A 13,186-nucleotide genomic window follows, 5' to 3' on the forward strand; every position below is an offset into this window, starting at 1 on the left:
TGGCGGAAGAAGGCGCAGGGCGGCGATGAGTTCGCGGGGAGCGCCGGGTCTCAGTAGGTGACCGGCGTGGCGTGAGCACGCCGGATCCGGACCCGGCGAAAGGATCAGGCCATGAAGCTCACCATCACCTCGTTCCTCACCCTCGACGGTGTCGTCCAGGCACCCGGCGGCCCCTCCGAGGACCGCAGCGGGGTCTTCGAGCACGGCGGCTGGCTGGTCCCGTTCGCGGACGAGAACCTGGGGCAGTACGTCGCCGAGTGGATCTCCCTCGCGGACGCGTTCCTGCTCGGCCGGCGCACGTACGACATCTTCTCCGGGCACTGGCCGCGCATCACCGACCCGGACGACCCGGTCACGAGCCGGCTGAACGGGCTCCCCAAGTACGTCGTCTCCAACACCCTGAAGAACCCCGAGTGGCAGCACACCACCGTCATCGGCGGCGACGAGGACGGCGTGGTCAAGGAGATCCGGGCGCTCAAGGACCGGCCGGGCGGCGAGCTCCAGGTGCACGGCAGCGCCGTCCTCGCCCAGTTCCTGATGCGGCACGAGCTCATCGACGAGTACCGGCTGTGGACCTTCCCCGTCGTCCTCGGCCAGGGGCGGCGGCTGTTCGCCGAAGGCGGTCTGCCCACCTCCTTCGAGCTGGCCGACTCCCGCACGACCAGCACCGGCGTCGCCGTCAACAGCTACCGCCCGGCAGGCCGGCCCCGGCACGGGAGCTTCGAACTGGACCAGTGACCCCTCCGCGCCCGAGCGGTGAAACGGCCTTTCCCGGCCCGGTCCCCTCCGGGTACGGTGATCGTTCCCCGTGCGAGCCGCTGAAGTCTCCACACTGCCACGCCACTTGGAGACCGGGCCCGTGTCGTCGATCGCCGTACCCTCCGCAGGACTCGCCCCGCGCCGCGCCTGGCTCACCGATCTGCCGGTCCTCCTGGTGGCCGTCTTCTGGGGCGCCAGCTACCTCGCCGCGAAGGACATCACCACCGCCCAGACCGTGACCGGCGTCCTGGTGCTGCGCTTCGCGCTCGTCCTGCCGGTCCTCGCGGTGGCCGGACGGCGCGGGCTGCGGGCGCTGACCGCCGCCCAGTGGCGCGGCGCCGGGCTGCTCGGCCTCGTCCTCAGCGGGATCTTCCTCCTGGAGACGTACGGCGTCGTGCACACCTCGGCGACCAACGCCGGGCTCATCATCAGCCTCACCATGATCTTCACCCCGCTCGCCGAGGCGGCCGTCACCCGGGTCCGGCCGCCGCGCGCCTTCCTCGGCGCGGCGGCGCTCTCGATGGCGGGCGTGGTCCTGCTGACCCAGGGCGGCGGCTTCACCGCACCCTCGGCGGGCGACCTCCTGATGCTGCTCGCCGCACTCGCCCGTACCGCGCACGTCCTGCTCATGGCTCGCGTCGAGGCGGTCCAGAACGCCGACTCGCTGCCCCTGACTACCGTCCAACTGGGCGGCGCCGTCGCGGTGTTCGCGGTGCTCGCCGCCGTCCCCGGCACGGGGCCCGCGCCCTGGACGGTGGCCGCCGGCTTCGGTGTCCGGGAGTGGACCGGCCTTCTGTTCCTGTCGGTCTTCTGCACCCTGTTCGCGTTCTTCGTACAGATGTGGGCGGTCCGCCGCACCTCACCGTCCCGCGTCAGCCTCCTCCTCGGCACCGAACCGCTCTGGGCGGCGGCGGTCGGCATCGCGCTGGGCGGCGAACGCCTGGGCGTACTGGGCCTGTTGGGCGCCGTCCTAGTCCTGTCGGGCACGGCCCTGGGGCGCCGGGCGAGCGGGGCCTGACCACCACGCGGGCCGAGCCCGCGCAGGGCGGCCCGGTCGCCGCGTCGGCCTTCGGGACACCGCCCCCGCGTCCACGGTCTCTGCTCGACCGGCCCGCCGGCGACGTAGGCTGAAGCGAACCGAGCAGAGGGCGAGGCCATGCCTGTCATCGATCTGAGCGAGCACGCCGAGGAGTTCAACGCCGATCCGCACCCGGTCTACGCGAAACTGCGTGCCGCGGGACCCGCGCATCTGGTCCGCACCCCGGCCGGAGCCGACGTCTGGCTGATCGTCGGCCACGAGGAGGCGCGGGCCGCGCTCGCCGACCCCCGCCTCTCCAAGGACTGGCGGGCCATCGCCGAAGCGGACTACGTCGAACTGCCCGTCAGCGCCAACATGCTGGAGACCGACCCGCCGCAGCACACCCGGCTGCGCAAACTGGTGGCGCGGGAGTTCACGCCGCGCCGCATCGAGGCACTGCGCCCCCGCGTGCAGGAGATCACCGACCAGCTCGTCGTCACCATGCTGGCCGCCCCCGGCCGTACCGCCGACCTGGTCGACTCGCTCGCCTTCCCGCTGCCGATGACGGTGATCTGCGAACTCCTCGGCGTACCCGACCTGGACCAGGAGGCCTTCCGGGTCCTGTCCAACGAAGCGGTCGCGCCCACCGTGCACGACAACACCGCGGTGCGCGAGATCGGCGAGTACCTGGTCGAGCTCATCGAGGACAAACGCTGCACCCGCCCCGCCGACGACCTGCTGAGCGCCCTGATCCGGGCCCGGCACGAGGACGGCGACCAGCTGTCGCAGGACGAGCTCATCGGCATGGCCTTCCTGCTGCTCGTCGCGGGCCACGAGACGACCGTCAACCTGATCTCCAACGGCGTACGGACCCTGCTCGGCCACCCCGGGCAACTGGCCGCCCTGCGCGCCGACTTCGACGGCCTCCTCGACGGAGCCGTCGAGGAAATGCTCCGTTACGAAGGCCCCGTCGAGACCGCCACCTTCCGCTTCGCCCGCGAACCCGTCCTCGTCGGCGACGCCCTCATCCCGGCGGGCGCCCCCGTCCTGGTCGCCCTCGCCGCGGCCGGCCGCGACCCGGACCGCTACCCCGACCCGGACCGCTTCGACATCCGGCGCGCCGGGCAGGGCCATCTCGCCTTCGGCCACGGCATCCACTTCTGCCTCGGCGCCCCGCTCGCCCGCATGGAGGGCCGGATCGCGATCCGCACCCTCCTCGAACGCGCCCCCGACCTCCAACTGGCAACGAAGGCAGACCAGTTGGAATGGCTGCCCGGCATGCTCATCCGGGGCGTCCGCCATCTGCCGGTGCGCTGGTGACCCAGGGGCCCCTGACTCACGCCTTGCGCGCGGCCGCCGCCCGCTTGCGGTGCTCGCCGCGCAGCACCAGCGAGGGCCACTCGTCCCCGTACGCCCCGCACGCGCAGACCGACCACAGCGACCACTGCTGGGGCACCGAGTAGTACGGCACGAGCACCCGGGCCGTCCGCAACCGGGACAGCTTCACCGGCACCAACGCGGGCAGCACGTCCGGCGTCTGGCCGGCCAGGATCGCCTTGCGGCAGGACGGGCAGGCCGGCCGCCGGTCGGCCGCCGCCTCCCGCGGTCCGGTACGCCGCCTGGCTTGCCGGCGGTGCTGTTTGCGCACGGGGGAGTGGGCGTCCTCGGCCGCCGTGTGCAGCGGGTTGTAGAAACACCGCTGGGCGGGCCTGGGCACGGGCTGTCCGGCCGCCCGCGCGTGCACCGCCGCGAACCGTTCGAGCGCGCGGTCGGCGAGGACCGCCGCGGCCGCGAGATCCGGCAGATCCGCCGCCTCGTCGAGCAGCTTGCCCGCCGCCTGGAAGGCATCGAACGCCCAGGTGCAGTCACCCTGGGCGAGGGGGTCGGCGCCGGACGGCGCCACGAGGGGTTCACCCAGCGGCAGTTCGGCCGTCCGCAGTACGTCGCCGACCGTCGTCACCCGGGCCGACACCAGCCGGTCGAGCCGCTCGCGGGCCGTCGCCCACTCGTCCAGGATCCGCTGCTGCGCCTCCTTCGACATCTCCCGCGACCGCTGCGCGGGCACGGCGGGGCGCAGCGCCGCCATGAACCACCAACGCTTCAGCACCCTGCCTCCCCTCGCTGCGACCAGGGTAGAAGCCTCTCAAGCTACTGGAGAGTTAGGGTGAGCCCGATCACGGGAGGGGGGTGGACGGCATGGGGGAGCTGATCGCCGTGGGCGCGTACGGGGCTGTGGACGGCGTGGAAAAGCCGCGCGCGGTCGCCCGGGTCGCCGTACTGTCCGCCGTATCCGCCGAACCGTCCTGAAAGGACCCGAGTTGACCAGCGATGCCATAGTCGATCTCGTCGCACTGGGCGAGGACTTCACGCGTGACCCCTACCCGGTCTACGCCGGGCTGCGGGCCCAGGGCCCCGTGCACCGCATCCGGATGCCCGAGGGCTCCGACGCCTGGCTCGTCGTCGGGTACGAGGCCGGTCGGGCCACCCTCGCCGACGACCGGCTGTCCAAGGAGTGGCGCAACGCCTCTCCCGACCTCGGCGTGAAGCAGGTCGCCTCCGGCGCCACCATGCTCAGCTCCGACGGACCCGCCCACACCCGGCTGCGCAAGCTGGTCACCCGGGAGTTCACACCCCGCCGGATCGAGCAACTCGCCCCGCGCATCCAGGAGATGACGGGCGGCTTCCTCGACGCCATGCTGGCGGCGCCGGACCGCAGGGCCGATCTGGTCGAGGCGCTCTCGTTCCCGCTGCCGATCACCGTGATCTGCGAACTCATCGGCGTGCCCGCCCTGGACCAGGACAGCTTCCGCCAGTGGTCCAACATCTCCGTCTCGGCGCCCGTCCTCGAAGACCGGCTGGCCGCCGCGAAGGCGATCAACGAGTATCTGACGAACCTGCTCGCCGAGAAGCGCCGCAACCCCGGCGACGACCTGATCAGCGCGCTGATCCAGGCCGCCGACGAGGAGGGCGGGGACCGCCTCTCGGGGGCCGAACTCCTCGGCATGGCCTGGCTGCTCCTGGTCGCGGGCCACGAGACCACGGTCAACCTCATCTCCAACGGCATGCTCGCGCTCCTCAGCCACCCCGAGCAACTGGCCGCCCTGCGCGCGGACTTCGACGGGCTCATCGACAACGCGGTCGAGGAGATGCTGCGCTACGACGGCCCGGTCGAGACCCCCACGTACCGCTTCACCAAGGAGCCCGTCGAGATCGGCGGCACCGTCATCCCCGGCGGCGGCCAGCTGGTCCTCGTCGCGATGGCCGACGCCAACCGCGACCCGGCGCGCTTCGAGGCCCCGCACCGCTTCGACATCCGGCGCGACGCCCGGGGCCACGTCGCCTTCGGCCACGGCATCCACTACTGCCTGGGCGCCCCGCTGGCCCGCCTCGAAGCCCGGATCGCGGTCCGCACCCTGCTCGACCGCTGCCCGGACCTGGCGCTCGACATCCACCCGGCGGCCATCCAGTGGCGCAGCGGCATGCTGGTACGCGGTCCGGAGACGCTGCCCGTGCGCTGGTAGCTCAGAGCCTGTGTCTCAACCCGCCCGGGTTGGGACACAGGCTCTCAGCCCGCCGGGACCTCTGCCAGCCTCACCACCCGCCGCTCCCGGCGCGACACCTCGCACGCCTCGGCGATGCGCAGTGCCTGCAGGGCGTCCCGGCCGTCGCAGGGGTTCGGCACCTCACCTCGTACGAGCCGGACGAAGGCGTCGAGTTCGGCCTCGTACGCGGGGGCGAAGCGTTCCAGGAAGCCGGTCCACGGCTTGTCGGGGCGGGGCGGGCCCTGGGGCTCGGTCGAGGTGAGCGGGGTGCGGTCGTCCAGGCCGACCGCGAACTGGTCGCTCTCCCCGGCCAGTTCGAGGCGTACGTCGTAGCCCGCGCCGTTGCAGCGGGTGGCCGTGGCCGTCGCCAGGGTGCCGTCGTCCAGGGTGAGGATCGCGGCCGCGGTGTCGATGTCGCCGGCCGCGCGGAACATCGCGGGCCCGGCGTCGGAGCCCGTCGCGTACACCTCGGTCACCTCGCGGCCGGTGACCCAGCGCACGATGTCGAAGTCGTGGACCAGGCAGTCGCGGTAGAGCCCGCCGGAGAGCGGCAGATACGCGGCGGGCGGCGGCGCGGGGTCGGAGGTGACGGCCCGCAGGGTGTGCAGCCGGCCGAGCCGTCCCGAGCGTACGAGTTCGCGGGCGCGCGCATAGCCCGCGTCGAAGCGGCGCATGAAGCCGAGCTGGAGCTCGGTGCCCGCCGCCTCGACCGCGCGCAGCGCTCCGAGGGTGCCCGGCACGTCCAGGGCCACCGGTTTCTCGCAGAAGGCGGGCAGTCCGGCGCGGGCGGCGGCCGCGATGTGCTCGGCGTGCGCGGCGGTCGCCGAGGCGATCACCACCGCGTCGACCCCGGAGAGGGCCTCCGCCACCGTGGCCGCGGCCGTCGCGCCGGTCAGCGCGGCGACCTCGGCCGCCCGCGCGGCATCGGCGTCCGCGACCACCAGCTGCTCGACCTGTGGATGGCGGGCGAGCACTCCCGCGTGGAAGGCGCCGATCCGTCCCGTCCCGATCAGTCCGATTCGCATGGGCACACCGTGGCCGGGGACCGTCGTCATGTCAAGCGTTTGTCCTGACAATCGAACTTCACGACTTCCCGTCAACATCCCCGGCGCACTACGCTCGCTCCGTGCCCAAGCAGCCCAGACCAGTGGTGGACTTCCCGAAGCCGCTCCAGCTCAGCGTGGACCGCACCAGCCCGGTCCCGCTCTACTTCCAGCTCTCGCAGCAGTTGGAGGCGGCCATCGAGAAGGGCACCCTCACGCCCGGCAGCCTCCTCGGCAACGAGATCGACCTGGCCAACCGGCTCGGCCTGTCCCGCCCCACCGTCCGCCAGGCCATCCAGGCGCTGGTCGACAAGGGCCTCCTGGTCCGCCGCCGTGGCGTCGGGACCCAGGTCGTGCACAGCCAGGTCAAGCGCCCGCTCGAACTGAGCAGCCTGTACGACGACCTGGAGGCGGCCGGCCAGAAGCCCGCCACCACGGTGCTGCGCAACACCTTCGAGCCGGCCACCGCCGAGGTCGCCGCCGCCCTCGGCGTACCCCAGGGCAGCGACGTACACCTGCTGGAGCGGCTGCGGTACGCGCACGGCGAGCCCATGGCGCGGCTGCGCAACCACCTGCCGGCCGGGCTGCTCCCGCTGGACACCGAGTACCTGGAGGGCACGGGGCTCTACCGGCTGATGCGCGGCGCGGGCATCACGCTGCACAGCGCCCGGCAGACCGTGGGCGCGCGGGCGGCCACCGCACTGGAGGCCGAGCTGCTCACCGAGGCCGTGGGCGCGCCGCTGCTGACCATGCAGCGCACCACCTTCGACGACACGGGCCGGGTGGTCGAGTTCGGCTCGCACATCTACCGGGCCTCGCGGTACTCCTTCGAGTTCCAGCTGCTCGTACGCCCTTGAGGGGTGCGCCGCCCGCTGCCGGGCGGTGAGGACGCATTGAGTAAGAATGTTCGGACAAAGTATTGACCGTGTGGCCGAACCGCCGCTAGAACTCACGTGCCGCAACCGGGCGGCCGGGACAGAAGGCGGAACGCATGCGCACACCCCGCACGGCGACCACGGCGGCCGTGGCCGTCGCCGCACTGGCACTCATGGTCGGCGGTTGCAGTAGCTCGGGTGGTAAGGGCTCGGAGGACAAGGGTTCCGGGTCGGCGAGCGGTGGCAGGGCGGTGAGCACGCCGCGTCTGAAGATCGCGATGGTGACGCATTCCGGTGAGGGCGACACGTTCTGGGACATCGTGCAGAGCGGTGCGAAGCAGGCGGCGGCGAAGGACAACGTGGACTTCCTGTACTCGCACAGTGATCAGGGGCAGCAGCAGGCGCAGTTGGTGCAGGCGGCCATCGATCAGAAGGTCGACGGGCTGGTGGTCACGCTGGCCAAGCCGGAGGCGCTGAAGGATGTCGTGAAGAAGGCCGTCGGCGCGGGCATACCGGTGGTGACGATCAATTCTGGTGCCGATGCCTCGAAGGCGCTGGGCGCGTTGGGTCATATCGGTCAGGACGAGGGTGTGGCGGGGGAGGCGGTGGGTGAGGAGCTGACCCACCGGGCGAAGAAGAAGGTGCTCTGTGTCATCCATGAGCAGGGCAATGTGTCGCTTGAGCAGCGCTGTGCGGGGGTGCGGAAGACCTTCGGGGGCAGTGTCGAGAACCTGAATGTGGACGGTACGAACACGCCGGCGTCGACGTCGTCGATCGAGGCGAAGCTCCAGTCGGCGAAGGACATCGACGCGGTGGTGACGCTCGGCGCGCCGGTGGCGGCGGCCGCGGTGAAGGCGAAGGGGGATGCGGGCAGCTCGGCGGAGATCGACACGTTCGATCTCAACGCGGCTGTGGTCAGCCAGTTCAAGGCGAAGCAGATCGGCTTCGCGGTGGATCAACAGCCCTATCTCCAGGGGTACTTGGCGGTGGACGAGCTGTGGCTGAACAGGACCAACGGCGATGTGATCGGGGGCGGGAAGCCGGTCCTGACGGGGCCCGCGATCGTCACCGAGAAGGACGTGCCGGCGCTGGAGAAGTACACCGCCCGCGGCACCCGATGATCCCCCGCCGACCTCGCGTGACCCATACTTGGGCGGCCGGGGCAGGTCTGAACCAGCCTCGGAGGCACCCGGTGGTACAGCAGGAAGGGCACGGCGTCGTGGCAAGGGTTGGGACAGGGGTACGCGTCATGGGCGCGGTGCTGGCAGCGGTGCTCGGAGCCTCCTTGGCGGGGTGCAGCAGCACGGGCGGCAAGCGTGCCGAGGACGCGCGGAAGTCCGCGCAGGCCCAAGGGAAGGCCGCGGTGAACACGCCCCGCTGGAAGATCGCCATGATCACCCACTCGGGCGACGGCGACACCTTCTGGGACATCGTCCAGAACGGCGCCAAGCAGGCCGCCGTCAAGGACAACATCGACTTCCTGTACTCGCACAGCGACCAGGGGCAGCAGCAGGCGCAGTTCGTGCAGGCCGCCATCGACCAGAAGGTCGACGGCATCATCGTCACGCTCGCGAAGCCGGACGCCCTGAAGGACGTCGTCACCAAGGCCGAGAAGGCCGGCATCCCGGTGATCACCGTGAACTCGGGCTCGGAGAAGTCCAAGGAGTTCGGCGCGCTCACGCACATCGGCCAGGACGAGACCATCGCGGGCGAGGCCGTCGGCGAGGAGCTCAACAAACGCGGCAAGAAGAAGGCGCTCTGCGTCCTGCACGAGCAGGGCAATGTCGGACACGAGCAGCGCTGCGCGGGGACCAAGAAGACGTTCAAGGGCGAGCTCCAGAACCTCTACGTCACCGGCACCAACATGCCGGACGTGCAGTCCTCCGTCGAGGCCAAGCTCCAGGCCGACCCGGCCATCGACTCCGTGGTCACGCTGGGCGCGCCCTTCGCGGACACGGCGTACAAGGCCAGGCAGTCGGCCGGCAGCTCGGCCGAGATCGACACCTTCGACCTGAACGCCAAGGTCGCCACGGCCCTGGAGGCCGGGACACTCGGCTTCGCCGTCGATCAGCAGCCCTACCTCCAGGGGTACGAGGCCGTGGACCTGCTGTGGCTGTACAAGTACAACGGCGACGTGCTCGGCGGCGGGCTTCCGGTGCTGACCGGGCCGCAGATCATCACGAAGGACCAGGCCACCCAGCTGAAGGCCTACACGGAGCGGGGGACGCGATGACCGCGGCAGATACGACGGATATCGCTGAGGACGAGCGGTTGTTGCGCCGTTCGGTGTGGCGGAAGGTGATGGGCCGTCCGGAGCTGGGTTCGGTGGTCGGTGCGGGGGCCGTCTTCCTGTTCTTCTCGGTCGTGGCCGGCAGCTTCCTTCAGCCCTCCAGTCTGTCGACCGTGCTGTACGCGGCGTCGACGATCGGGATCATGGCGGTGCCGGTGGCGCTGCTGATGATCGGTGGTGAGTTCGATCTGTCGGCGGGTGTCCTGGTGACGACATCTGCTCTCGTCTCATCGATGGTCAGCTATCAGATGACGGCGAACGTGTGGGTGGGAGTGGGGGTTTCTCTTCTGGTCACCCTGGCCGTCGGCGCGTTCAACGGGTTCATGCTGACGCGTACGAAGCTGCCGAGCTTCATCATCACGCTGGGTACGTTCCTGATGCTGACGGGCCTGAACCTGGGCTTCACGAAGCTGGTCAGCGGGACGGTGTCCACGAAGTCGATCGCGGACATGGACGGGTTCGACTCGGCGAAGAAGCTGTTCGCCTCCCAGCTGACGGTCGGTTCGGTGGATCTGAAGGTGACCATCTTGTGGTGGCTGGCTCTGGTGGCGGTGGCGACATGGGTGCTGCTGCGGACCCGGTTCGGGAACTGGATCTTCGCGGTGGGCGGTGAGGCGGACGCGGCCCGCGCGGTGGGTGTCCCGGTGTTCAGGACGAAGATCGGCCTGTATATGGGGGTCGCGTTCGCTGCGTGGGTGTCGGGGCAGCATCTGTTGTTCTCGTTCGATGTGGTGCAGTCCGGTGAGGGGGTCGGCAATGAGCTGATCTACATCATCGCGGCGGTGATCGGGGGGTGTCTGATCACGGGTGGCTACGGTTCGGCGATCGGGTCCGCCGTGGGGGCGTTCATCTTCGGGATGACGAGCAAGGGCATCGTGTATGCGGAGTGGAACCCGGACTGGTTCAAGTTCTTCCTCGGGGCGATGCTCCTGCTGGCGACGCTGCTGAACGCGTGGGTGCGCAAGCGGGCGGAGGCGACGGCATGACCGGCGACGTGAGTGACGACATGACCGACGACGTGAAGACCGCTCTGGTGGAGCTGGACGACGTCAGTAAGTACTACGGCAACATCCGCGCCCTGGAAGGGGTGTCCCTGGAGGTCCATGCCGGGGAGATCACCTGCGTACTTGGGGACAACGGGGCCGGGAAGTCCACCCTTATCAAGATCATCGCGGGGCTGCACCAGCATGACGCGGGGGCGTTCCGTATCGAGGGCGAGGACGTCGCGCTGAGCAATCCCCGCGAGGCGTTGGACCGCGGTATCGCGACGGTCTACCAGGACTTGGCGGTGGTTCCGCTGATGCCGGTGTGGCGGAACTTCTTCCTCGGCTCCGAGCCGACCAGGGGCAAGGGCCCCTTCAAGCGGCTCGACGTCGAGAAGATGCGTGCCACCACCCGCGCCGAACTCCTGCGGATGGGCATCGACCTGCGGGATGTGGACCAGCCGATCGGCACGCTGTCCGGTGGCGAGCGCCAGTGCGTGGCCATCGCCCGCGCCGTCTACTTCGGCGCGAAGGTGCTGGTGCTGGACGAGCCGACCGCCGCGCTCGGCGTGAAGCAGTCCGGGGTGGTCCTCAAATATGTGGCGGCCGCCCGGAACGCCGGTCTCGGCGTGGTCCTGATCACGCACAACCCCCACCACGCCTACCTCGTCGGGGACCGCTTCGTACTCCTCAAGCGCGGCACGATGACCGGCAGCCATCTGCGCACCGGCATCACCCTGGACGAACTCACCCGCCAGATGGCGGGCGGCAGCGAACTCGACGAACTCAGCCACGAACTCCAGCGCGCCACCGGGCCCGGCGAGCCCGGCGGCCCGTCCGACAGCGAGTGAGCCGGCCGCCCCGGGGCACCGGGGCGGCCCCTCCGCGCGAGGTCCGCGTTCCGGCGGGGTGGCAGAATCGGGCTTGATGACCACGTACCGCGACTTCGCCCTAGCCCACCGGGGTTCCGCCCGGGCCACCGTGCTGCGCACCGTAGGCACCCGGGAACGCCGCTCACACCTCACGGCCCCCCGGGTCCCCACCGTCGGCATCGACATCGGCGGGACGAAGGTGATGGCCGGTGTCGTGGACGCGGACGGCAACATCCTGGAGAAGCTCCGCACGGAGACCCCGGACAAGTCCAAAAGCCCCAAGGTCGTCGAGGACACCATCACCGAGCTCGTCCTCGACCTCTCCGACCGGCACGACGTGCACGCCGTCGGCATCGGCGCGGCCGGCTGGGTCGACGCCGACCGCAGCACCATCCTGTTCGCCCCGCACCTCGCCTGGCGCAACGAGCCGCTGCGCGACGCCCTCCAGGCCCGCCTCGCGGTCCCCGTGATGGTCGACAACGACGCCAACACGGCCGCCTGGGCGGAATGGCGCTTCGGCGCCGGACGCGGCGAGGACCACCTGGTGATGATCACGCTCGGTACCGGCATCGGCGGCGCGATCCTGGAGGACGGGCAGGTCAAGCGCGGCAAGTACGGGGTCGCCGGTGAGTTCGGCCACATGCAGGTCGTGCCCGGCGGACACCGCTGCGCCTGCGGCAACCGGGGCTGCTGGGAGCAGTACAGCTCCGGCAACGCCCTGGTCCGCGAGGCCCGGGAACTGGCCACCGCCGACTCCCCGGTGGCGTACAACATCATCGAGCGCGTCGGTGGGAACATCCCCGAGATCACCGGGCCGCTCATCACCGAACTGGCCCGCGAGGGCGACGCCATGTGCGTCGAGCTGCTCCAGGACATCGGGCAGTGGCTGGGCGTCGGCATCGCCAACCTGGCCGCCGCGCTCGACCCGTCCTGCTTCGTCATCGGCGGGGGCGTCAGCGCCGCCGACGACCTGCTGATCGGGCCCGCGCGGGACGCCTTCCGCCGCCACCTCACCGGCCGCGGGTACCGCCCCGAGGCGAGGATCGCCAAGGCGCAGCTCGGCCCCGAGGCGGGTATGGTCGGCGCCGCCGACCTCGCGCGGCTGGTGGCCCGCCGCTTCCGCCGCGCCAACCGCCGCCGCGTCGAGCGGTACGCCAAGGCCGCCGAAGCCGTCCGCAGGACGGGCACCACCCGCACCACCCAGGAATCCGACTGATGACCCCATCCGACCGCCCCGCAGTGCCGCGCCAGTCCCCGCCGCCGGACGAGAAGCCCCCGGAGACCCGGCAGCAGATGATCCGGCGGCGCTGGATCACCGCGGTGATCATCGTGCTGCTCATCGGCGTGCCCGCGGGCTATCTGGCGATCTCCGCCGAGCAGAGCCGCACCAGCGGCCGCGACGCAGAGGGGCAGGCCTCGGCGCACGGCCTCCAGCACGACTGGCCATCCAAGACCCAGCGGCGCATCTACGGTGTGCCGGTCCCGACGGACGCGATCTACGTCGCCTATTACGAGACGAACAGCTGGAAGGTCAGCAAGCTGTACGTCCAGTTCAAGACGAGCGCGGCGGGCCTCGCCGAGTTCATGAAGGACAGCGGCACCAGCACGGCGGCACTCAAGCCGGGCAACGCGACGATCGCCGCCGAGGACGCCCAGAAGGTCGGCTGGACCTTCCCCGCGGGCCACGACTGGGCGGGCACCACCCACGCCCAGAAGGACCCGCTGCCGACCCAGAACATCACCGTCGACGAGACCGACCCGGACAAGCCAGTCGTTTTCGTCGTATCCACGGCAACACCCTGAC

Annotated in this window: 13 protein-coding genes; 11 read left to right on the forward strand and 2 right to left on the reverse strand. The window is 70.8% G+C overall.

The window, feature by feature from the left end; genetic code table 11:
* Window positions 1–111: 111 nt before the first annotated feature.
* From ACIBK6_RS18665 to ACIBK6_RS18675, 3 genes are all read left to right on the forward strand, one after another.
* Window positions 112–738, forward strand: a complete 627-nt coding sequence (locus ACIBK6_RS18665; protein WP_399052354.1) for a dihydrofolate reductase family protein — start codon at window positions 112–114, stop codon at window positions 736–738.
* 121 nt (window positions 739–859) lie between these two features.
* Window positions 860–1,777, forward strand: a complete 918-nt coding sequence (locus tag ACIBK6_RS18670) for a DMT family transporter (protein ID WP_399052509.1) — start codon at window positions 860–862, stop codon at window positions 1,775–1,777.
* A 138-nt stretch (window positions 1,778–1,915) separates the two neighbouring features.
* Window positions 1,916–3,097 carry a cytochrome P450 gene (locus tag ACIBK6_RS18675; protein WP_399052355.1) on the forward strand — a complete coding sequence of 394 codons (1,182 nt, stop codon included), beginning with the start codon at window positions 1,916–1,918 and terminating at the stop codon, window positions 3,095–3,097.
* A 16-nt stretch (window positions 3,098–3,113) separates the two neighbouring features.
* On the opposite strand, the gene ACIBK6_RS18680 is transcribed toward ACIBK6_RS18675, so the two are convergent.
* A complete protein-coding gene (locus ACIBK6_RS18680) occupies window positions 3,114–3,884 on the reverse strand; it encodes a hypothetical protein (protein ID WP_399052356.1) in 771 nt (256 codons plus the stop codon).
* A gap of 211 nt (window positions 3,885–4,095) precedes the next feature.
* Between ACIBK6_RS18680 and ACIBK6_RS18685 the strand changes: the two genes are divergently transcribed.
* Window positions 4,096–5,298, forward strand: a complete 1,203-nt coding sequence (locus tag ACIBK6_RS18685) for a cytochrome P450 (RefSeq protein ID WP_399052357.1) — start codon at window positions 4,096–4,098, stop codon at window positions 5,296–5,298.
* Between the two features lie 44 nt (window positions 5,299–5,342).
* On the opposite strand, the gene ACIBK6_RS18690 is transcribed toward ACIBK6_RS18685, so the two are convergent.
* Window positions 5,343–6,344, reverse strand: a complete 1,002-nt coding sequence (locus ACIBK6_RS18690) for a Gfo/Idh/MocA family oxidoreductase (protein ID WP_399052358.1) — start codon at window positions 6,342–6,344, stop codon at window positions 5,343–5,345.
* Between the two features lie 155 nt (window positions 6,345–6,499).
* Here ACIBK6_RS18690 and ACIBK6_RS18695 point away from each other — a divergent pair, with 155 nt between their 5' ends.
* The 7 genes from ACIBK6_RS18695 (at window position 6,500) to ACIBK6_RS18725 (ending at window position 13,185) form a co-directional block, all read left to right on the forward strand.
* The gene (locus tag ACIBK6_RS18695) at window positions 6,500–7,219 is read left to right on the forward strand and encodes a GntR family transcriptional regulator (protein ID WP_399052510.1); all 720 of its coding nucleotides are present in this window, start codon (window positions 6,500–6,502) and stop codon (window positions 7,217–7,219) included.
* Between the two features lie 134 nt (window positions 7,220–7,353).
* Window positions 7,354–8,358: a substrate-binding domain-containing protein gene (locus tag ACIBK6_RS18700; protein ID WP_399052359.1), complete on the forward strand. Its 1,005-nt coding sequence runs from the start codon at window positions 7,354–7,356 to the stop codon at window positions 8,356–8,358.
* 128 nt (window positions 8,359–8,486) lie between these two features.
* Window positions 8,487–9,470 carry a sugar ABC transporter substrate-binding protein gene (locus tag ACIBK6_RS18705; RefSeq protein WP_399052360.1) on the forward strand — a complete coding sequence of 328 codons (984 nt, stop codon included), beginning with the start codon at window positions 8,487–8,489 and terminating at the stop codon, window positions 9,468–9,470.
* Window positions 9,467–10,513, forward strand: a complete 1,047-nt coding sequence (locus tag ACIBK6_RS18710) for an ABC transporter permease (protein WP_399052361.1) — start codon at window positions 9,467–9,469, stop codon at window positions 10,511–10,513. The genes ACIBK6_RS18705 and ACIBK6_RS18710 overlap by 4 nt, the downstream gene beginning before the upstream one ends.
* Window positions 10,510–11,361, forward strand: coding sequence for an ATP-binding cassette domain-containing protein (locus tag ACIBK6_RS18715; protein WP_399052362.1), 852 nt, complete (start codon window positions 10,510–10,512; stop codon window positions 11,359–11,361). Before ACIBK6_RS18710 ends, ACIBK6_RS18715 begins: the two co-directional genes overlap by 4 nt.
* 76 nt (window positions 11,362–11,437) lie before the next feature.
* Window positions 11,438–12,598: an ROK family glucokinase gene (locus ACIBK6_RS18720; RefSeq protein ID WP_399052363.1), complete on the forward strand. Its 1,161-nt coding sequence runs from the start codon at window positions 11,438–11,440 to the stop codon at window positions 12,596–12,598.
* Entirely contained in the window at window positions 12,598–13,185 is a 588-nt protein-coding gene (locus ACIBK6_RS18725; protein ID WP_399052364.1) for a hypothetical protein, read from the forward strand. The genes ACIBK6_RS18720 and ACIBK6_RS18725 overlap by 1 nt, the downstream gene beginning before the upstream one ends.
* The last annotated feature ends 1 nt before the right edge of the window (window position 13,186 follow it).

Source organism: Streptomyces sp. NPDC050485, from assembly GCF_044458185.1.
Classification (GTDB): Bacteria; Actinomycetota; Actinomycetes; order Streptomycetales; family Streptomycetaceae; genus Streptomyces.